This window comes from Roseateles sp. P5_E4 (genome assembly GCF_054049255.1).
This window is the reverse complement of sequence record NZ_JBFUMS010000010.1, coordinates 255,706-276,426: the sequence shown is the minus strand read 5'-3', so window position 1 is coordinate 276,426 and position 20,721 is coordinate 255,706. Positions and strand designations below refer to the sequence as shown.

17 protein-coding genes are annotated in these 20,721 nt (G+C 68.2%); 10 read left to right on the top strand and 7 right to left on the bottom strand.

The genetic code is table 11. The features are described 5' to 3' along the window. Positions 1-7: 7 nt before the first annotated feature. Genes ACXJLH_RS20640 through lnt form a run of 3 tightly spaced genes read left to right on the top strand, consistent with a single transcriptional unit; the run spans position 8 to position 4,232 of the window. Positions 8-1,108 (top strand): SGNH/GDSL hydrolase family protein, encoded by a 1,101-nt coding sequence (locus ACXJLH_RS20640; RefSeq protein ID WP_457445939.1) that lies wholly within the window; start codon positions 8-10, stop codon positions 1,106-1,108. 17 nt (positions 1,109-1,125) lie between these two features. Next, on the top strand, positions 1,126-1,788 hold the full coding sequence (locus tag ACXJLH_RS20635) for a hypothetical protein (RefSeq protein ID WP_457445938.1): 663 nt from the start codon (positions 1,126-1,128) through the stop codon (positions 1,786-1,788). Between the two features lie 11 nt (positions 1,789-1,799). Further along, positions 1,800-4,232: an apolipoprotein N-acyltransferase gene (gene lnt / locus ACXJLH_RS20630; RefSeq protein ID WP_457445937.1), complete on the top strand. Its 2,433-nt coding sequence runs from the start codon at positions 1,800-1,802 to the stop codon at positions 4,230-4,232. 88 nt (positions 4,233-4,320) lie between these two features. On the opposite strand, the gene ACXJLH_RS20625 is transcribed toward lnt, so the two are convergent. Beyond that, a complete protein-coding gene (locus ACXJLH_RS20625) occupies positions 4,321-5,136 on the bottom strand; it encodes an AraC family transcriptional regulator (RefSeq protein WP_457445936.1) in 816 nt (271 codons plus the stop codon). A gap of 349 nt (positions 5,137-5,485) precedes the next feature. On the opposite strand from ACXJLH_RS20625, the gene ACXJLH_RS20620 reads away from it, so the two are divergent. Continuing rightward, entirely contained in the window at positions 5,486-6,301 is an 816-nt protein-coding gene (locus ACXJLH_RS20620; RefSeq protein WP_457445935.1) for an alpha/beta fold hydrolase, read from the top strand. 270 nt (positions 6,302-6,571) lie between these two features. Further along, positions 6,572-8,071: an FAD-dependent monooxygenase gene (locus tag ACXJLH_RS20615; RefSeq protein ID WP_457445934.1), complete on the top strand. Its 1,500-nt coding sequence runs from the start codon at positions 6,572-6,574 to the stop codon at positions 8,069-8,071. A 49-nt stretch (positions 8,072-8,120) separates the two neighbouring features. Here the strand turns inward: ACXJLH_RS20615 and ACXJLH_RS20610 are convergent, their stop codons facing one another. Beyond that, entirely contained in the window at positions 8,121-8,945 is an 825-nt protein-coding gene (locus ACXJLH_RS20610; protein WP_457445933.1) for a hypothetical protein, read from the bottom strand. A gap of 236 nt (positions 8,946-9,181) precedes the next feature. On the opposite strand from ACXJLH_RS20610, the gene ACXJLH_RS20605 reads away from it, so the two are divergent. Both ACXJLH_RS20605 and ACXJLH_RS20600 read left to right on the top strand, forming a co-directional pair. Then, positions 9,182-10,750, top strand: coding sequence for a flavin monoamine oxidase family protein (locus tag ACXJLH_RS20605; RefSeq protein ID WP_457389666.1), 1,569 nt, complete (start codon positions 9,182-9,184; stop codon positions 10,748-10,750). Positions 10,751-10,804: 54 nt separating this feature from the next. Continuing rightward, positions 10,805-12,007 carry an erythromycin esterase family protein gene (locus ACXJLH_RS20600; RefSeq protein WP_457445932.1) on the top strand — a complete coding sequence of 401 codons (1,203 nt, stop codon included), beginning with the start codon at positions 10,805-10,807 and terminating at the stop codon, positions 12,005-12,007. A 4-nt stretch (positions 12,008-12,011) separates the two neighbouring features. Here the strand turns inward: ACXJLH_RS20600 and ACXJLH_RS20595 are convergent, their stop codons facing one another. From ACXJLH_RS20595 to ACXJLH_RS20580, 4 genes are read right to left on the bottom strand one after another with little or no spacing between them, the layout of a single operon-like run. Further along, positions 12,012-12,494, bottom strand: a complete 483-nt coding sequence (locus ACXJLH_RS20595) for a hypothetical protein (RefSeq protein WP_457445931.1) — start codon at positions 12,492-12,494, stop codon at positions 12,012-12,014. Positions 12,495-12,503: 9 nt separating this feature from the next. Continuing rightward, entirely contained in the window at positions 12,504-13,556 is a 1,053-nt protein-coding gene (locus tag ACXJLH_RS20590) for a 2-oxoacid:ferredoxin oxidoreductase subunit beta (protein ID WP_457445930.1), read from the bottom strand. Continuing rightward, the gene (locus ACXJLH_RS20585; protein ID WP_457445929.1) at positions 13,553-15,388 is read right to left on the bottom strand and encodes a 2-oxoacid:acceptor oxidoreductase subunit alpha; all 1,836 of its coding nucleotides are present in this window, start codon (positions 15,386-15,388) and stop codon (positions 13,553-13,555) included. The genes ACXJLH_RS20590 and ACXJLH_RS20585 overlap by 4 nt, the downstream gene beginning before the upstream one ends. After that, complete coding sequence (locus ACXJLH_RS20580) at positions 15,385-17,166, bottom strand: FAD-dependent oxidoreductase (RefSeq protein WP_457445928.1); 1,782 nt, start codon at positions 17,164-17,166, stop codon at positions 15,385-15,387. The genes ACXJLH_RS20585 and ACXJLH_RS20580 overlap by 4 nt, the downstream gene beginning before the upstream one ends. Before the next feature lie 415 nt (positions 17,167-17,581). On the opposite strand from ACXJLH_RS20580, the gene ACXJLH_RS20575 reads away from it, so the two are divergent. Further along, positions 17,582-18,292: an Hcp family type VI secretion system effector gene (locus tag ACXJLH_RS20575; protein ID WP_457445927.1), complete on the top strand. Its 711-nt coding sequence runs from the start codon at positions 17,582-17,584 to the stop codon at positions 18,290-18,292. Here ACXJLH_RS20575 and ACXJLH_RS20570 read toward each other — a convergent pair. Further along, positions 18,270-18,971, bottom strand: a complete 702-nt coding sequence (locus tag ACXJLH_RS20570; RefSeq protein ID WP_457389671.1) for a phosphatase PAP2 family protein — start codon at positions 18,969-18,971, stop codon at positions 18,270-18,272. The two genes, ACXJLH_RS20575 and ACXJLH_RS20570, sit on opposite strands and share 23 nt — an antisense overlap. A 137-nt stretch (positions 18,972-19,108) precedes the next feature. Here ACXJLH_RS20570 and ACXJLH_RS20565 point away from each other — a divergent pair, with 137 nt between their 5' ends. Both ACXJLH_RS20565 and ACXJLH_RS20560 read left to right on the top strand, forming a co-directional pair. Further along, a complete protein-coding gene (locus tag ACXJLH_RS20565) occupies positions 19,109-20,095 on the top strand; it encodes a KpsF/GutQ family sugar-phosphate isomerase (protein ID WP_457445926.1) in 987 nt (328 codons plus the stop codon). Position 20,096: 1 nt separating this feature from the next. Beyond that, positions 20,097-20,678: a KdsC family phosphatase gene (locus tag ACXJLH_RS20560; RefSeq protein WP_056191877.1), complete on the top strand. Its 582-nt coding sequence runs from the start codon at positions 20,097-20,099 to the stop codon at positions 20,676-20,678. Positions 20,679-20,721 lie beyond the last annotated feature (43 nt).

Sequence of the window (20,721 nt, the reverse complement as noted above, 5' to 3'; positions counted from 1 at the left end):
GACACAGATGAGGACTTCCCTTCGCGCGGTCCTGGGCCGCGCCGCTTGCCGCCTGGGCGTACCACTGCTTGCGGTCATATGCGCCACACCGGCCGCCGCCAGCACGCTGACGCAGAACGTGTCCTGGACCATCAACCGCACAGGCACGACCGCCAAATACCGCGTCGTCGCCTATGGCGATTCCATCTATGCCGGCTACAACGGCTCGGTGCTGAATGCCGCCAAATACGCGGCGCCCACGGTGGACGCGGAATACCTTGCGGCCAAGTGGAATGCCAGCATCGAGAGCGTGCGCCGCGCCAAGTCCGGCGCCGTCGCCTCCGACGTTTACAGCAACAAGATCGTGGCCGAGAAGTCGTACATGCAGGCGGCGTCCACCCGCGTCGTCACCTTCGAGATGTGTGGCAACGACGGCCTGCAGGCCCGCTCCGCCTTCAAGAGCCAGACCGGCACCTGCAACTACGCAGGCATGGACGCCGCCGTGAACAGCTGCAAGACCTATGTGGCTGCCGCCATGGACTTCATCAACGCCAATGCCTATGCCGGCGTGAAGCTCAAGCAGATCTCCAACCTGCACTACCCCGGCTACAACGCCGACAACACGCAGAGCAGCTGCAAGGACGCCAGCACCGGCGCCACCGTCAACATGCGCGATCGCTTCCTGCCCAAGATTGCGACGATGAACTACTGGATGTGCGAGTACGCGCGCCAGAAGGGCTTCAATTGCGCCGACAACTTCGCGCAGTACATGGGCGCGGACTACGACAGCAACGGCGACGGCGTGATCGATTCCGACGCGCTGCGCTATGTGGCCGGCGAGAGCGAGGCCAGCTACGTGACTCGCATCACGACGACGCTGAAATCGACCATCCGCGACGCCAACGCCAAGTTCGTCTCCAGCAGCAGCAGCTACGACTACATCCAGTCCGACGACACCCACCCGACCTACAGCGGCGGCACCGTGTCCGCCGGCATCTTCGGCGGTACCACCGGATCGGGCGCGGCGCGCTACACGTCATTCACGAACGGCAAGAACCCGATCTGGAACCAGTACGGGCATGAGCGCATGGGCTGGGCGATTTCGACGTCCAACCCGGCGGCGCCATGAACTGAACGCGGGCTGTCATGACGCGACCCAACGACCGCCACAACACCACCTGGGGGCCCTCCCCCTGGTGGCTGGCCGTCGCGTTGCTCGCCGTAGCCGGTGGGCTGGCGTGGTGGTGGCCGGCGGCTGACGCACCACCATCGCCGGCCGCGTCAGCGCCTGCTGCTCCCCTGGCACTCGCTGCAGCGCCGGCGCAGACTCTCCAAGCCGGTACACCCACCGCGCCGGTAGTCGTGGCCATGGCAGCGACGAGCACAGCACCGCTCACCCGCATCCCGCGCCTGCGTGACCCCAACGGCGACCAGACCCCCGACCTGGCCGACTACGTCAACGAAGGCGAACGCCCCACCATGGCTGAAGTGATCCAGCGCCTGCATGCGGCCGGCGTGCGCACGGGCCTCGGCGCCTTCAATCCCCCCGGCACGCGCCCGCCCATCATCGGCCTGGCCGTGCCCGAGAACTTCGAGTTGCCGCCCGGCTATGTGCGCCACCACCAGGCCACCGACGACGGCCAGCGCATCGAGCCCATATTGATGTTCTCGCCGGACGCGCAGATGCTGGTCATCAATGGCCGCGCCGTCGCCGTACCGGCCGACCGCGTCGTGCCGCCTGAACTGGCGCCGCCGGGGTTGCCGATCCGGCGCATCGTCGTGCCGGCACCGGTGGACGGCCCGCGTTGACGCTCGCTGCCTTGCCCAGCCGGCTCGCCCGCAGCCGGTGGACCGGCGTCGTCGCGGCCGCGCTGCTCTGCGGTCTGTACGCCCGCGGCGGGCCGGCATGGATGCTGGGCTTCGTCGCTTTGGTGCCCTGGCTGCGCACGCTGGATGCCGAAGCCCGTCTGGGCCGCACGTTGCTCGGTGCGTGGGCCATGTCGGTCGCTTACACGGCCGCCGTGTTCTTCTGGTTCGGCAGCGCCCTCGGCGCCTACACGCAGATCGGCGCGGGTGCGGGCCTGGCGCTGCTGCTGCTCGCCGCGCCGCTGTTCCAGCCGCAGATCCTCGTCTTCGCCGTCGTGCGCCACCTGGTGCGCCGCCATCACGGCGTGACCCTCGCCGCATGCATCGGCGCGACCGCCTGGGTCGCGGCCGAATGGGCGCTGCCGCATGTGCTGGGCGACACGCTGGGCCACGGCCTCTACCCCGCGCCGCTGCTGCGCCAGGCCGCCGAGCTGGGCGGCGCCACCGGGCTGACCGTCGTGCTGCTGCTGGCCAACGAGGCCATCGCCGCCGCACTGGCGCGTCGTCGCGAAGGCCTGCGCGCGATGGTTGTGCCGCTGGTGCTTGCTGCCGTCGGCCCACTGCTGCTGGCCGGCTATGGCCTCTTCGCGCTGCAACCTGAGCAAACCTCAGCAGCCAAGCCACTGCGCATGGGCCTGGTGCAGTCCAACATCACCGACTACGAGCGCCTGCGCCGCGACAAGGGTGCTGCCGCAGTCGTGCGCGAGGTCCTTGATACGCACTTCGCCATGAGCTACGACGCCGTCGAGCGCCAGCATGTCGACGCGGCGCTTTGGTCCGAGACCGTCTATCCCACCAGCTTCGGCCAACCCAAGAGCCAGGCCGGCGCCGAGTTGGACGCCGAGATCCGGGCCATCATCGACGCGGCCGGCGTGCCCTTCGTCTTTGGCACCTATGACCGGGATGCCGACGGGGAATACAACGCGGCCGCGTTCGTGCTGCCCCGCAGCGGCTTGGCTGGCATGTATCGCAAGACGCGGCTCTTTTCTTTCACCGAATACCTGCCTGCCTGGCTGGACAACGCCACCGTGCGCGGCTGGCTGCCCGGCGCCGGCAGCTGGCGGCCGGGCAGCGGCGCGCGCATCTTCCCGTTGCGCCTGGCCGACGGCCGCGAGATCCCGGTGCTGCCGCTGATCTGCCTTGACGACACCGACTCCGGCCTCGCCATCGCCGGCGCACGCCTGGGCGCGCAAGTCATCCTGACCATGTCCAACGACTCGTGGTTCACTGACCACGAGCAAGGCGCCGCACTGCACCAGGCCGTCGCAGCCTTTCGCAGCATCGAGACCCGCCTGCCGCAGTTCCGCGTCACGACCAATGGCTTCAGCGCCGTCATCGATGCCCGCGGCACCGTCATCGCCGCCACGCGCATGGGCGAACGCACCCTCGTCATCGGCGACCTGCCAGTGCGCGACCCCGCGCCAACGCTGATGGTCCGCTGGGGCGACTGGGTGGGCGGCGCGGCGGCGATCTTCCTCGCCGGCCTGGCTGTGTTGACGGCGCTGCGCCGTTGGATGGGTGCGGTGCCTGCGAATGCCCCGGTCCGGCTGCCGACGCGGCTCGTCGTGCTGCCACCCGCTGCTCGTGCCGTGGCCGGCCTGCTGCGATTGATCTCGAGAGGCGGCGCGCTGGTCATGGGCGCTGCCGTGCTGTGGGGCGACGGCTCGCTGCAGAGCAATACGCTGGCGCTGCTGCGCATGTTCACCGCCCTTTGTCTCATTCCCGAGGCAGCGGCCTGGGCCGTGCTGCGAGCCTGCACTGCTCAGGTCACGGTGACAGACAGCCAGTTGGTGCTGACGCGGGGCACACAGCGACTTGAAATCCCACTGCATGACATCGCCGCCGTCGAACCCTGGCGCTTGCCCCTGCCTGGCGCTGGCGCCTCCCTGCGCATGAAGTCGGGCGAGCGCTGGCCCCACGGCCTGGCCCCGCACGATCCCTGGGCCCTCGCCCGCGCCCTCGGTGCGCCCACGCACGAGCAACCACCCTCACGCGCTTGGTGGGCCTACGTCCGCAGCCGTCCGCAGCTGCCGGGCAGTCGCCTGGCGCAATCAGCGTTCAAGTTCCTGCTGCTGCCGTTCCTGCTGGCCGTGCCCGCCTTCCAACTGCACCAGAAGATCGCGTACGGCAGCGCCTTCGGGGAGTTCTACAGCTACGGGCTGACCGCCTATCTGACAGCCTTTGCGCTGTGGTGGGCAGCATGGATTGCCGGCGTGGTGCTGTGTGCAGCGGCGCTGCGAGCGGCGATCGAGGTGGGCGCGTTTGCGGGCGCGCTGATGCGTCCGCAGCAGGCGATGGCGGTGCGTGTCTGGCTGGAACGGCTGGGCCTGCTCGCGTTGTATCTGGGCTTGCCCGCTTGGTTGTTGCTGCGGGCTGTGGCCGGTTGATTCCGCCCTGGTGCTTTCCATCGGCTGGCCCAAGGCCGCGGCGAGATGCGCTTCTCGGGCATGCCGGCTTTTCCAGCCGTGGCAACCCTCACGCCTTCGTCACATGCTCTGACGGGCTCAGCCCATGAACCCGCCGGTAGGCGGCTGAAAACGCGCTCTGGCTGTCGTAGCCCACTTGTGCCGCCGCCTGGTTCACGGACGAGCCGAGTTCGATCAGCTGCCGCCCCACCATCAGCCGTGCCTGCCGCACCCAGGCGGGCCACGTGAGGCCGTTGGCTTCCTGCGGGAAGACGCGGCAGAACGTTCGCACGCTGACATGGGCAGCGTCCGCGCAGGCGGCCAGCGGCCATTCGACGGCGAGGTCAGCCAGTTGCATGGCGGTGACGCGGCGCAGGCCGGGGCTCTTCGGCTGGGGCACGCTGAGCATCGCCGTGGCGGAACTCTTGCGTACCTCGTGCAACGCGGTCTGCCGCAAGGCGGCGATGGTGGTCGCCGCCTCGGGATCCTGATCCCTCCTGGCGTCCTGGCCGCCCCCTTGCATCTGGCGAAGTTCCAGGATCACGGCGGCCAGCAGCGGGCTCACACCGATGACTGTGGGCTCCGTCGGCAAGGTCGCCGGCAGCGGCACCGGGAAGTGCAGCGGCCGCAAGCGCACCGCCGAGCGCGTGCCGGCCCGCCAGCCGCTCGGTACGCCCGGCGGCAGCCAGATGGCACGGCTGGGCAGCAGTGCCCAGACGAGAGCTTCGGTGAAGAGGGTGTAGGCGCCTGACTCGGCGTAGATGAGCAGGGCCTCCTGCGGGTGCACGTGCAGGGGTTCGCCGCCTCCCGCCTGGACGTCGTAGGCCCGGGCATCGACGCTGGCGTCGGCGCTTCTGGGCAGGAAAACGGTGATTGGCAAGTTCACGACGACGTTTGGCGCAAGTGCGGGCGACCGCGTGATTATCGAGTCGCAGACTGCAGGCATGGGCATACAGCAAGACCTGCCACCTCGCACCGGCACTGCAGTCGACGTGCCAGCGACGCGACCTGCTTGAGGTCGCTGGCGCTCGCTGCCCATCGCGTCGCCAGGCGTTGCCCCCTCCCCACCCTCGAAAGGCCATCGCATGCCCTCTGATCCGCCCTTCACCGCACCGCCAGGGACCGGCGCCCCAGCGGCCCGGCGCCGGTCATTCATCGCCCTCACTGCCGTGCCACTCATCGCATCGGTTGCCGGCGTCTTCGCCGCAAGCACTTCCACCACGCAAGGAGCCTCCATGAGCAAGCCCACCTCTCGTCCGACATCCCACTTCGCGGCCGTCAACGGCCTCAAGCTCTACTACCAGACACAGGGTGCCGGTGCGCCCCTGCTGCTGCTGCACGGCGGCGTCGCACCGGACTGTTTCGGGGCCAATGTCGAGGTGATGGCCAAGAGCCGGCAGGTCATCCTGGTCCATCTGCAAGGCCATGGCCACACGCAAGACATCGACCGCCCGCTGCGCTTCGAATCCATGGCCGACGACGTGGCGCAACTCATCCAGCACCTGGGCCTCGGCGCGGTGGACATGCTCGGCTATTCGATGGGTGGCGGCGTGGCCCTGCAAACGGCCATCCGCCACCCCGGCGCGGTGCGGCACCTGATCGTCATGTCGCAACCCATGCGCCATGACGCTTGGTTCCCTGAGGTGCGGGCCGCCTACGAAGGGATGGTCGCCCACGCGCCACAGATCGCTCACAACATCCAACGCAGCCCGATGGCCACGATGTACCCCGAGGCCCGCTGGGAGCCTTTGCTGCGCAAGATCGGTGAACTCGAAAGCCGTGAATTCGACTGGCGGGCCGAGGTGGCGGCGCTGAAGATGCCGGCGATGCTGATCTTTGCGGATGCGGACGCCATTCAGGTCGACCACATGGCCGAGTTCTACAAGGCCCTGGGGGGCTCTCAGCGGGACGCAGGGATGGACGGCTCCCTGCGTGCCAAGGCTCGGCTCGCCATCGTGCCGGGGGCCACGCACTACGGCATTGCCTCGTCACCGGAGGTGCCCGATCTGGTGTCAGCGTTTCTTGGCTCAGGGCCCGAAAGCCGTGGCTAGGTGCGTGCAGATCTGCCCGTGGCGGCCTGCCTTGGCCGCAGTGAAAGGGCGCGGCCGGTGCGCATCGTCTTGCGTTGCCTCCAGTATATGAACCGCCTGGGGGCTTGCGCGAGTGCCCATCCCCCATTCCAGAATCGTCGCCCGATGCAGGGAGCCGATTGAAATAGGAGTTAGGGCAATGCAGTTGATGCGCGAACCAAAGGGGTGCGGGACGGGCGTTGGTCCGCGGGTGGGTAGCCACGAGGTATCGACAGCCGCGGGAGCGCAGCGATGAGCGCGCACAGCGTGGCCATTGCGGGCGGCGGCCCGACGGGACTCATGCTGGCGGGCGAGCTGGCTCTGGCCGGTGTCGACGTGGCAATCGTCGAACGACGGGCGAGCCAGGACCTGGCCGGCGCGCGGGCGGGCGGTCTGCACGCACGCACAATCGAGATCCTCGATCAACGAGGCATCGCGGACCGTTTCATCACCGAGGGCCAGACGATGCCACGGTGCGGATTCGCCCAGCTGAAACTGGACCTCAGCGATTTCCCCTCACGTCACCCGTATGTGCTGGCGCTGTGGCAGAACCGATTCGAGCGCATCCTCGCCGACTGGGTCGAGGCGCTGGGCGTGCACTTCTATCGCGAACGGGCGGTGACGGGCTTCACCCAGGACGAGACCGGCGTGACCGTTGCGACGGCCGACGGCGCCACGCTGCGGGCGGACTACCTCGTCGGTTGCGATGGTGGGCGCAGCGTGGTGCGCAAGCTGGCCGGCATCGCGTTCCCGGGGTGGGAGGCCACGGCGAGCAACCTGATCGCCGAGGTGGAGATGCGCGAGGCGCCGCCACTGGGCATCCATCGCACGGCGCTGGGCATCCACTCCTTCGGCAAGCGGGACTATGAGATTCGCGATGGTGAGGTGCACTTCGCGGACGACGGGCCGATCCGGGTCATGGTGCCCGAGGCGCAGCTGGGTGTCGGCGGCGAGCCGACGCTGCAGGAGCTCAGCGCGGCCCTCGTGGCCGCCTGCGGCACCGACTACGGCGTGCACACGCCAACCTGGCTCTCGCGCTTCACCAACGCGGCTCGCCAAGCCGCGGCCTATCGTGACCGGCGCGTGCTCCTGGCCGGCGACGCCGCGCACGTGCATTCGCCAGTGGGCGGCCAGGGGCTCAACACGGGCGTGCAGGATGCCGTGAACCTGGGCTGGAAGCTCGCCCAGGTCGTGAAGCGCATTTCGCCCGAGAGCCTGCTGGACAGCTATCACGCCGAACGGCACCCGGCAGGGGCACGCGTGCTGCAGCTCGCGATGGCGGCGGTCTCACTTCTTGGGCTGGACGCCGGCACCGGGGCCTTGCGCGACACGCTCGCCGAGCTGCTCGTGATGAACGAACCGCGCAGGCGGCTCGCTGCAGACCTGTCGGGACTGGGGGTTCGCTACGACCTTGGCGACGGGCATCCGCTGCTCGGGCGTCGCATGCCCGACCTGGACCTCGTCACCGAAAATGGCCCAAGTCGGGTCTTCAGGTTGCTGCACGATGGTCGGTCAGTGCTGCTGGATCTGGGCGACGCGCGCCGCGCCGATGACGTGACGCCCTGGGCGGGCCGCATTCGACACCTGCATGCGAGATACGAAGGCTCCTGGGAACTCCCCGCGCTTGGGGCCGTCAAACCGCCCACGGGTGTGCTGATCCGGCCCGACGGGCATGTGGCCTGGGTCGGTGAAGGGGATGTGCGTGGGCTCGACGGGGCGATGCACACATGGTGCGGGCCGGCCCGGGCGTGAAGGGCTGGTGGTGCCGCTGCGCGCTTCGGCGGCCCGTGCCGGTCAGAAGCTACCGCTCGATCACGAGCCCACGAGTTTGTCGGCTGCGCAGCACACCGGCCAAACCGAGGCCGCCGGCCAACCACAGCAGCAGTACGGAGGGCTCCGGAATCGGCGCGGTGGGCAGCTCACTCATGAACACGCCGCTCGACGAGGTGAAGCTCCAGCCCTCGGGCATTTCGATGCCGAGCTGGGCGGTGTGGGTGAAGTTCATCACCGCGTGGTCGTTGTTGTCCGAGCGGAGTCTCAGTTCAAGATGGGCCAGCACGCCGACCACCTCGCCCGGCGTCACCAACTGCCGCACCTTGAGCACCGCGGACAGGCTGTCGACATGGTCGTCCAAGACGAGGACTTCGCCGCTGCCGAGGACCGAGGCGCGCTTGTCGGCGCTCAAGGGCTGGCTGACCCAATCGAAGGTCAGGTTGGAAACAGTGGCATTGAGAGACAGGCTGTTGTTGGCTCTGAAGATGGCTTGCGCCATGCTGGAGAAGCTGCCGCTGACAGTCAGCGAGAGTGTCACCATGCCGGGCCGCGAGCCGCTGAACTTCAGCTCGTCGGAAACATCACCGGTGGCGTTCACGGTCACCCCGAAGAAACCGCTGCTCCCTGAGGTGTCGACCGTGATGCCGCCACCCACCGCGCCGCGGTTCATGTCGGCGTACGAAGTAGCCAGATAAGTCCAGCGCGTGGAGGCACCATCAAAGTCGGTCCGCACGTCTTCGACGGCGGCGCGCCCGCTTGCGACGGTCTCGCTTTCCAGGAATCGGCCGCTACCCGCAAAGACCTTGGCCGTGCCGAAACCCTGTGCCTGCGCTGGCAGCTCGGCCAGCAGCAAGGCCGCGATGCCCAGCCACGCCGCACAGCCGACGCGCCTGGCTGGCGCTGCGATCGAAGCCTGAGTTCGGTTCATCGTCCGTCTCCCGCTGCGGCCCGCCCTGACCAGGACACCGGGCCAGAAATCGGCGACACCGGGTGCGAGTCTATGCCTCGTGGCGACGTTGCGCGAGCGCTGCAGAGCAGAAGCCTCCGATATGCTCCCGCCCCAGTTGTACATACAAGTGGAGCATTCCCATGACGACCTATGACATCGTCATCGCCGGCGGCGGCGTGTCGGGCCTGTATTGCGCGCTGCGCCTGGCCGACGCGGGCCACCGCATCCTCGTGCTCGAAGCCGCAGCCGACCGCTGGGGCGGACGCATCGAGACCGAGGACATGGACGGCTTCATCGCCGAGTACGGGCCGATGCGCTTCGAGCCGACGCTGCAGCCGCGTTTCGCTGCCCTGTGCGCCGAGCTCGGCGTGGGCCTGCTCGATTTCTCCGGCCCTTCATCGGATCAGGTCAGCACCGATGACACCGACCTGCCCGAGGCCGAGCGCGGCCTGAACTCGCTGCAGCTGCTCAAGCGCGGCATCATGCTCATCATGGGTCGTGCGCCCGATGACCAGGCCTGGATCGATGCGCTGACGGAAGGCGACTACATGCGGCTGCGCAAGCATGCCCAGCTGCACGGCCAGCCGCTGTGGGACATGGGCTTCTGGAACGCGTTGTCGGCGCAGGGCATCCTGAGCCACCGGGCGCTGGTGAAGCTGCGCGACACCGGGACCTTCTATCACATGATCCCGGAGAACCTGAACGCGGCGGAATGGATCATCTGGTGGCTGCGCGCGCTCAAGACCGTGGGCCAGCAGCTCGCCAGCATCGAGGGCGGTTCGGCCAAGTTGACCGAAGGGCTGCTCACGCGGCTGCGCGGCCATGCCAACGTCACGCTGGCGGGCGGCCACAAGCTGATGGGCGTGCGCCCCGTGGAGCTGGGCAAGCCGACGCTGGCCCTGGACGTGGCGACGCAGAACGGCGCTCTCACGCTGCGTGCCGAGCGGCTCATCCTCGCGCTGCCGCGGCTGCCGCTGCTCAAGCTGACGCGCCACCTGCCCGAGCACATCGGCTCGCAGCTGGACTGCGTCAATGGCTTCCCGATGCTGAAGGTCTTCTTCGTCTGCAACACGCCGTGGTGGAGCTACGGCCAGGCGCCGCAGCAATACGCCAACTGCATGCCGACGCGCGAGATCCACTACTTCCGCCGCGCCCCCGAGGCCGACGCCGACGGCCACGGCATGGTGCTGCTCTACATGGACCGCCCGTCCACCGAGTTCTGGCGCCACTACGTCATCGACGGCGACCGCCACGACCGCGCCGAGGTGGACCAGAACGCGCGCATCGTCGATGCCTTCACCCTCTTCGTGGCCCGCGACGTGAAGCGGGCGGCGGATGCGAATGCCGAGTCGGCCTTGAAGTTGACCGATAACGCACGGCGCGTCTTTGGCGACCTGAGCCTGGCCGAGACCAGCCAGTACATCCGCAACAGCATCATCACGTATGGCATCCGCGACTGGGCCCGCGCGCCCTATGGCGCGGCCAACCACGGATGGCAGCCGGGCGTGCGCTCGTGGAAGGTCATGGACGCCTTCAAGGCCTTCGATTTCGGCAGCGGCGCGCGCAACTTGCACATCGTCGGCGAGGCCTATTCGGACTACCAGGGCTTCATCGAAGGGGCGCTGAACAGCGCCGAGCTGGCGCTGGCGACCATACCAGCGCGGCCCGTGGACGAGGCCGACCAGGAGCCCAGCTTGGGCCTGTCCTGAGGAGCCAGATACCAGTTGCGAATGGCTATCCTGCCCGCCACAGAAGGAGTGGCGATGAGCAGGAAATGGCTGGCGCTGGCGGCGCTGACGATGATGGTGATGGGTGCCCGGGCGGCCGAAGACGGCTCGATGGACTGGGTGCGCGCCCGGATGAAACCGATGGCGGCGAGCACCCCCGCCGAGCTGACCGATGCGCAGCTGCAGGCCTTTGGCGACGCCATCGGCCATGCCCGCGTCGTGGCCCTGGGTGAGCAGACGCATGGCGGCCGCCAGGAGTTCGAGCTCAAGACGCGGCTGGTGCGCTATCTGCATGAGCAGAAAGGCTTCGACGTGCTGCTGCTGGAGAGCGGCGTCTTCGACGTGGCGCTGCTGCAGCAGGCCATGCAGCGCGGTGAGCAGCTCGATGCGCTGGCGCCGGGCAATGTCTTCTACATGTACTCCAAGAGCGACGCCGGCCGCACGCTGCTGCGCTATCTGGACGAGGCGCAGGCCGGTCCCAAACCCATGCTGCTGTCTGGCATCGACAGCCAGCTCAGCGGGGCTCTAAGCCGCAGCGAGCTGCCGCCACGACTGCGCGCCAGGCTGCAAGGCGATGCCAGCGACTGGCCGGTGTTCGAACGCCTCGCCGACAAGCTGATGCAGATGGACCGCACGCCACCATCAAGCAACGACGCGAAGACCTTCGACGCGGTGGCCACGCGTCTGAAGGCCGCGCTGTGCAAGCCCGGCGGCGACGAGTTGCTGTGCCGCAGCCTGGCCGGATTGCAGGCCCAGGCGGCCAACTTCTGGCACGGCGAATACTTGCGCGACCACGAGATGGCCGACAACGTGCTGTGGCAGCTGCAGCACGTCTACCCGGGCCGCAAGGCCGTCATCTGGGCCCACACCATCCACGTGGCGCGCGGCGTGAAGTTCGACGACAGCCATCGCTATGCCGGCGACATCCTCGGCCAGAAGCTGGGCCGCGACTACTACGTGCTGAACACCACCGCGCTGCAGGGGCGCTTCATGGAGTTCGCCTCGGGCGAGGTGCAGGCAATCCCGCCGGCCTATCCGCGCAGCCTCGAGTCCGCCCTGGCCAGTGATCCGGCCGGCTTCGCCTTCCTCAATGCGCCGAAGAAGCTCAAGATCGGCCTGCCGGCGCGCGGCATGGAGTTCGGCTACAGCATCCCTCTGGGCACCGGCATTGGCCTGGGTGCGCAATGGGACGGCGTCTTCTACATCCGCGACATGGCGCCCGTGAAGATGGAGCGCTAGGCGCTCAAGCCGGCTTCGCCGTGCAGGCCTTGGCGGCCGAAAGCCCACGAAGATAGCCGCGCCTCACGCCGCCGGCGGTGATGGCCGCGCTGACTTGATGCGCGTAGCGCTCGGCGCCGCTGAGCTTGCGCACCCAGCCGCGAAAAGGGATGACGCCTTCGGCCGTGCGCTGCAGCGCACCGGTGGCGGCGTCGCCGCCCCGGTCCAGCAGGCCAGGGTTGCCGCTGGTGTGAGGCGCATCCAGATCGGGGCCGAGGACTTCGTCCAGCGCACGGATGCCGGCGGCCAGGCCACCGCAGCTCGTATCGGCCGGCATTGCATAGGGCGCGGCAGCGGCCGCCTTGAGTACGTCGGGAATCTCGGCGCGCACGACGTTGAGGTCGGACAACGGCGTGGTCGCGGCGTTGGCGACCTTGTCCTGGTTGGAGCTGGCGCAGGCGGTTAGGACGAGAACCGCGGCGAGGAGGGTCAGTGGGTGTGGGCGCATGGCCCCGGATCATCTCAGCCCGGCATTGATCTTTGCCAACGCGACCGAGCCCGGGCAGAGTGCTTTTTCACCAAGACTGTTCAATGCGCCGGCCGCCGTGCGCTGGGCCGCATGCCAATCCTTGGCCGCCGGGTCGACATAGAGCAGGCCGGTGGCGATCTCGCCAGCCGCCGCGCGCAGTTGCATCGCGTTCATGGCGTTGAGGCGGTCGGTCGGGTCGTAGTCGGGCGCCATCTTGCGCAACCGCAGCGTGCTGCCATCGGCCTGGGGTACGTCAATGACGTCGGGCGAGTGCTCGACGACCTGCTCTTCGGCCAGGTCGATGAAGTCGATGCGGTTCAGCGCCTCGTTGTGGTCGCGGACATGGTCATAGCTGCGTGTCGAGCCGGCGTGGTTATTGAAGGCCACGCAGGGGCTGATGACGTCGATGAAGGCCGCGCCGCCGTGGCGCATGGCGCCTTCAATGAGGGGCACGAGCTGGGTCTTGTCGCCCGAGAAGCTGCGCGCGACGAAGGTGGCGCCGAGCTGCAACGCGAGGGCCGCGAGGTCGATGGCGGTGTCGTTGTTGGTTGCGCCCTTCTTGGCGACCGAGCCTTTATCGGCCGTGGCGCTGAACTGACCCTTGGTGAGGCCATAGACGCCATTGTTCTCGACGATGTAGACCATGCGCACGCCGCGGCGCATCGCATGCGCGAACTGGCCCAGGCCGATGGAGGCCGAGTCGCCGTCACCGGAGACGCCGAGATACAGCAGCTCGCGGTTGGCGAGGTAGGCGCCGGTCAGCACGCTGGGCATGCGCCCATGCACGGTGTTGAAGCCGTGGCTGGCACCGAGGAAGTAGTCGGGCGTCTTGCTTGAGCAGCCGATGCCGCTGAGCTTGGCGACGCGGTGCGGCTCGATGTCGAGCTGCCAGCAGGCCTGCACGATGGCGCCGGAGATGGAGTCGTGGCCGCAGCCGGCGCACAGCGTCGAGACCTTGCCTTCGTAGTCGCGGCGCGTGTAGCCGACCGCGTTCTTGGTCAGGCTGGGATGGTGCAGCTTGGGCTTCGCAAGATAGGTCATGCTGCACTCCTCGGCGCCGTGGCCAGCGCATGCACATGACGCGTGATTGCGTCGATGATGAAGCGGGCCGTGATCGGCGTGCCGTCGTAGTGCAGCACCGGCGTGAGGTGAGCCGGCGCCACCTCCAGCTCGTTGACCAACATGCGGCGCATCTGCGCATCGCGGTTCTGCTCGACGACGAAGACGGCGCCATGCGCGGCGATGAACTCGGCCACCGACGGCGGGAAGGGGTAGGCACGCAACCTCATCGCGTCGATATGGATGCCAGCCTCGGCCAGCGTCACCAGCGCCTCATCCATGGCTGGCGAAGTGGAGCCGAAATAGAGAACGCCGACGCTGGTCTTCTGCGCGGCGGCACGCACCAGCGGCTGAGGCGCCAGCAACGCGGCGGTGGCGAACTTGGCGCGCAGGCGCTCGACGTTGCGGATGTAGTCGTCACCGCGCTCGGAGTAGAGGGCCTGCTCGTTCCTCGTCGTGCCGCGCGTGAAGTAGGCGCCCTTGCTGGCGTGCGTGCCGGGCAGGGTGCGCCAGGGGATGCCGTCGCCGTCCACATCCTTGTAACGGGCAAACTCCTTGCCGGCGTCCAGCTGCTCGGCCGTCATGACCTTGCCGCGGTCGTAGCGGCGTTCGTCATTCCATTCGAGCGGCGCACACAGGCGCTGGTTCATGCCGATGTCGAGGTCGCTCATCAGGAAGACGGGCGTCTGCAGGCGCTCGGCCAGGTCCAGCGCATCGGCCGCGAACTCGAAGCACTCGCGCGGGTCCTCGGGCAGCAGCAACACATGCTGGGTGTCGCCGTGCGAGGCGTAGGCGCTGGAGAGCAGGTCGGCCTGCTGGGTGCGCGTGGGCATGCCGGTGCTGGGGCCACCGCGCTGCACGTCGATGACGACGAAGGGAATCTCGGCGAAATAGGCCAGGCCCAGGAACTCCGTCATCAGCGACACGCCGGGGCCGGACGTGCAGGTGAAGGCGCGCGCGCCGTTCCAGCCGGCGCCGGTGATGATGCCGATGGAGGCGATTTCATCTTCGGCCTGCACGATGGCGTAGCGCTTTTCGCCGGTCTCGGGGTCGGTGCGGAACTTGGTTGCGTATTTCTCGAAGGCTTCGGCGACCGAGGACGATGGCGTGATCGGGTACCAGGCGCAAACGGTGGCGCCGCCGTAGACGCAGCCCAGGGCTGTCGCCGCATTGCCCTCAATGAAGATCTTGTCGCCGACCGCATCGGCCGTCTTGACCTTGAGCCCGAAAGGCTGCACCGACAGATGGTCGCGCGCGAACTCAGCTCCCGCATGCAGGGCGCGCACATTGGAGTCCAGCAGCCTCTCCTTGCCCTTGTACTGCTCGGCAAAGAGCTTCTCGATGACAGCGGCTTCGATGCCCATCAGCTCGCTCAAGGCACCGAGCACGAGGATGTTCTTGAACAGCGTGCGCTCGCGCGGCACGTCGTAGGTGGCATTGCAGATGGCCGTGGCCGGCATGCCGATGACGTGGATGTCGGGCCGGAAGGCGCTGGCCGGCATGGGCTTGGTGCTGTCGTAGAACAGATAGCCGCCAGGCTGGATCTCGGCCAGGTCCTGGGCCCAGGTCTGCGGGTTCATGGCCACCATCAGGTCCACGCCGCCGCGCCGGCCCAGCCAGCCCGCCTCGCAGACGCGCACCTCGTACCAGGTCGGCAGGCCCTGGATATTGCTCGGGAAGATGTTGCGCGGGCTGACCGGCACGCCCATGCGCAGGATGGCGCGCGCAAACAACTCGTTGGCCGAAGCCGAGCCAGAGCCGTTGACGTTGGCGAACTTGACGACAAAGTCGTTGACGGCTTCGATGCGGCTCATGCCGTCACCTCCTTGCGTGTCGCGGTGTCACGGCAGGCCGCGCCGGCCTTGGCGGTGACCAGCAGGAACTTCTGCATGTCCCAGGCTCCCGTCGGACAGCGTTCGGCGCACAGGCCGCAGTGCAGGCAGACGTCCTCGTCCTTGGCCATCACGCGGCCAGTCTTGAGACCGCCCTCGACATAGACGTCCTGCATCAGGTTCAGCGCCGGTGCCTTGAGCCGCTCGCGCAGGTCATCGCCGTTGTCGGTGAAGGTGATGCAGTCCATCGGGCAGATGTCCACGCAGGCGTCGCACTCGATGCAGAGCTTTGGCGCGAACACCGTCTGCACGTCGCAGTTCAGGCAGCGCTGGGCCTCCTTGAAGGCCGTGGCGGCGTCGAAGCCCAATTCCACCTCGACCTTGATGCTGGCCAGCGCGATGTTGGCAGCCGTCCAGGGCACCTTGCTGCGCAAGTCGTTGGTGATCGCGTTGTCGTAGCTCCACTCGTGAATGCCCATCTTCTGGGACACGAGGTTGACGTGCGGCGGCGGGCGCTGTGTGACCGGCTCGCCGTGCAGCAGGCGGTCGATGCTGACGGCCGCCTCATGGCCGTGGGCTACCGCCGTGATGATGTTCTTCGGGCCGAAGGCCGCGTCGCCACCGAAGAAGACATGGGGTAGCGAAGACTGGAAGGTCTGCGCGTTCAGCACTGGCAGCCCGTGCTCGTCGAAGGCGATGCCCGAGCCGCGCTCGATCCACGGGAAGCTGTTCTCCTGGCCGACGGCGATCAGCACCTCATCGCAGGGGATGACGATCTCCTCACCTGTCTGCGCCTTCTTGAAGCGCATGCCGGTCAACTTGCCGCCGACATGCTCGAAGGCCAGCGGCACATGGAAATCGAGGATGGGGATGCCTTCATGCTCGGCGTCCTCCTTCTCCCAGGGCGAGGCCTTCATCTGCGCATAGCCGCTGCGCACGGTCACCGTGACCGACGAGGCGCCCAGGCGCCGTGCCGAGCGGCAGCAGTCCATGGCCGTATTGCCACCGCCCAGCACGATGACACGCGGCGCGACGCTGGTGACATGGCCAAACGACACGCTGGCCAGCCAATCGATGCCGATGTGGATCTGCTCGGTGGCCTCCTGGCGCCCTGGCAAGGGCAGGTCGCGCCCGCGGGGTGCGCCGCAGCCGACGAAGACGGCGTCCCAGCCCTCGGCCAGCAGTGCCTTCATCGACTCGATGCGTTGCCCGGCGCGCCACTCGACACCCAGGCCGAGGATGTAGCCGCACTCCTCGTCGATGACGCGCTCCGGCAGCCGGAAGCGCGGGATCTGCGTGCGGATGAAGCCGCCCGGCTTGGCTTCGCCGTCGAACACGGTGACGGCATAGCCTTCCAGGGCCAGGTCGCGCGCCACCGCCAGCGACGCCGGCCCAGCGCCGACGCAGGCCACGCGCTTGTTCTTGCGCGCGGCGGGCTTGGGGATCATGGCGCGGAACCCGTCGCTCTTGTTGTCCGCCGCCACGCGCTTCAAGCGGCAGATCGCCACCGGCTCCGGCTTGGCCGCCTGTTTTTCCTCCACGCGACCGCGTCGGCAAGCCGGCTCGCAGGGCCGGTCGCAGGTGCGACCCAGCACGCCTGGAAACACATTGCTGACCCAGTTGACCCAATACGCCTCGTCATGCCGCCCCTGCGCGATGAGGCGGATGTATTCGGGCACCGGCGTGTGCGCCGGGCAGGCCCATTGGCAATCGACGACCTTGTGGAAATAGGCCGGGTCCGAGATATCGGTCCGCTGCACGGTGTCTCCTCCGTGGTGTTGGGACCTGCTCACATGGCGGGAGTCGGATGCGTTGCCACCCAACAGCCCGCGAGCAAGGCGCGAAACGAAGCTGGGGTAGGCCCCAGCGAGGCTTCGCAACGCCGCGCGCGGGCTGTTGGGCGGCAACCCTGCGGGAGAGGGGCTGCGCGGGCGCACAGCGTTGTTGCGCGCATCGCCCGGGCATGCAACCCGGGCTTCAGCGCGACGCCTAGCCGTACACCCGCGCAGTCCCTCTCGCACCGATTCCCGTCATGTGAACAGGTCCCTGTGCGGTGAGTCTAGGACGCCCGTTCCCTCCTCGACTCTGTGGAAACCCTTTGCATCGTGGGGATGGCGGGCACCCCCGCTCTTGCCCAGCATCTCTGCGCCCATTCCGGGCGCAAGGAGATTCGACATGGCTTCTGGTTTCAAGCAGGCCTGGCGGGTGGCAGTGCTCGCCATCGGTCTGGCCACGGCGGGCCTCGCCCAGGCCGCCAACGACTATTTCCTGCAGATCGACGGCATTCCCGGTGAATCGACCGACAAGGACCACAAGGACTGGATCGACATCGAAAGCTTTTCCTGGGGCCTGACCCTGGTCAGCAGCGGGGGCATCGGCAAGGCCAGCTTCTCCGACCTGGCCTGGACCCAGCATGTCGACGTCTCGACTCCCAAGTGGTTCCTCGCCGTCGCGACGGGCAAGCACGTCAAGACGGTCACGCTGGACGTGGTCAAGGTATCCGCCGGCCGCAACGACTCCTTCTTCCAGATGATCTTTAGCGACACCCTGGGCAGCAGCCTGCACATCAGCGGCGGCGGCGGCGGCAGCGAACTCTTCGCCAGCGCGTCCATGACCTCGGGCGACACCGTGAAGCTGCGCTATCGGCCCCAGGACAACAAAGGCGGCTTCGGCGCCTGGGTGGAGGGCAGCTTCAACCTCAAGACCAACTCGGCCACGGCCGTCTTCAGCGGCGACGAGACGGTGCTGCTGGGCCTGTTCGGCTCCGGCGGCAGCGTCGCGTTTGACGCCGGCGCGGTCACGCCGGTGCCGGAACCGGCGAGCGCCCTGTTGCTGCTCGGGGGCCTGGCCGCCTTGGCCGCTCTCAGGCCGCGGCGCCGCGCTTGAAGCGCCACGGCCGGACCTGGGCGGCGGCCACGGTCACCGCCCAGCAGATCCAACCTGTCCACATCGTGTGGCTGGGGTAATGCGCACCGCGCAGCATCTGCCCCACGCCATAGACGACGCCCAGCAACACACAGGCCAGCACCCAAGCGCGCGCAGCCCGCGGGTAGGCCCGCGCCAGCGCCCAGCCGCCGCAGAGATAGGCGAAAGCCGCGCTCGCATGGCCGGAAGGGAAGCAGTGCCCGCCACCGCCGTCATGCGCACCCAGCACCCAGTGGGAGATGTAATGGGCCACACCGCCAAACTCGGCCAGATCCCAGGGGCAGCTCGTCAGGCTGAAGCGCTTCATCAGCGAGATGACGGCCAGGCAGATCAGTGTCGTCACCAGCCACCAGCGCCGCTCCGGCCGGCTCAGCGCGGGCAGCAGCCGAGGCACCAGATTGAGCAGCACGATGAAGCCCATGGCCAGGTAGGAGACCAGCCGCCCGCCTTCGTGGATCAGCACCCGCGTGACCCAGGCCTCGCGCAGCGCGAAACCGTTGGCGTCGCCGCCCAGGCGCACCGCCCAGAGGTCGAGATGGCTGAGGTCCCAGGCCAGCAGCGCCAGCAGGGCCAGGGCCAGCGCCAGTGCGCCGGCCGGCAAGGCGGCGCGCGCGGATCGATCTAATGGCTTGGTCGGCATAGGCCGGCATTGTCCGGTGGCGCCGAAACCACCAGGCTTGCTGCTTGCTGGCGTCTCACGCGCGCTCTGACCTGCCCCGCGAAGAGGCTGAATGCCACGCCGGTTACCCCGCGTGAGCCCTTGTCTACACTGGCCTCATGAGTTCTCCCATCTTTGCCGCCGAGCGCGCTGTGCGCATCGGCCGTCAGGCGCTCGAGGTCGAGGCCCGTGCCCTCGCCGAGCTGGCGCCCCGCCTGGGCGACGCCTTTGCGGGCGCCGTGCAGCTGATGCTGGCCTGCCGCGGCCGCGTGGCCGTCATGGGCATGGGCAAGAGCGGCCACGTGGGCCGCAAGATCGCCGCGACGCTGGCCTCCACCGGCACGCCTGCCCTCTTCGTCCACCCCGCCGAGGCGGCCCATGGCGACCTCGGCATGGTCACCAGCAGTGACGTCGTGCTGGCTCTCTCCAATTCCGGCGAGAGTGACGAGCTCAACGCCATCCTGCCCGTGCTCAAGCGCCTGGGCATTCCCATCGTCGCCATGACGGGGCGGCCGCAGTCCAGCCTGGCCGCCCATGCCGACATCGTGCTCGACAGCGCGGTCACCGAGGAGGCCTGCCCGCTGCAGCTCGCGCCCACGGCCAGCACCACGGCCCAGATGGCCCTGGGCGACGCCCTCGCCGTGGCCCTGCTCGACACCCGCGGCTTCAAGGCAGAGGACTTCGCCCGCTCCCACCCCGGCGGCACTCTGGGCCGCAAGCTGCTGACGCACGTGCGCGACCTGATGCGCAGTGGCGACGCCCTGCCCCGCGTGGCGGCCGACACCGGCTTCACCGACCTGATGCGCGAGATGAGCGCCAAGGCCCTGGGCATGGCCGTGATCGTCGACAGCGACGATCACGTCCTTGGCATCTTTACGGACGGCGACCTGCGCCGCCTGGTTGAGCAGGGCCGCGACCTGCGCGCGCTGACCGCCGCCGAGGTCGCCCATGCCAAGCCGCGCACCGTCGGCGCCGAAGCCCTGGCCGTGGACGCGGCCGACCTGATGGAAGCCGCGCGCATCACCGTCGTCCTGGTCGTCGATGCCGAGCAGCGCCTGCTGGGTGCCATCAGCATCAACGACCTCATGCGTGCCAAGGTGATCTGAAGTGAAGCCAGCACTGAAATTCCCTCCCGAACTCCTGGTCAAGGCGCAAGGCCGTGGCCTGGCCATCAAGCTGGCCATCTTCGATGTCGACGGCGTGCTGACGGACGGCCGCATCTACATCGGCGAGCATGGCGAAGGGTTCAAGGCCTTCAACACGCTGGACGGCCATGGGCTGAAGTCGCTGCAGCAGGTCGGCATCACGCCGGTCATCATCACCGGCCGAGACAGCCTGGCCGTGCGCCGCCGCGTCGCCGACCTGGATCTGAAGCACGCTGTCTACGGTGCGCGCGACAAGCTCGCCGCCGCCGAGCCGCTATTGGCCCAGTTAGGCGCCAGTTGGGACGAGGTCGCCGTCATGGGCGACGACTGGCCTGACCTGCCCCTGATGACGCGGGCCGGCTTCGCTTGCGCGCCACCCGGCGCTCATGCCGAGGTACTGGCCATCGCCCACCATGTCACGCGCGCCGCCGGTGGCTACGGCGCGGCGCGCGAGTATTGCGATGTGCTGCTGATGGCCGCCGGCCATTACGAGCGTCTGCTCAACACTCATCACGACACGCTGGACGGGGGCAAGGCCTCGTGACACCGGTTGCATTGCCGGCACCGCTGCCGCGCCGCCAGAAGCC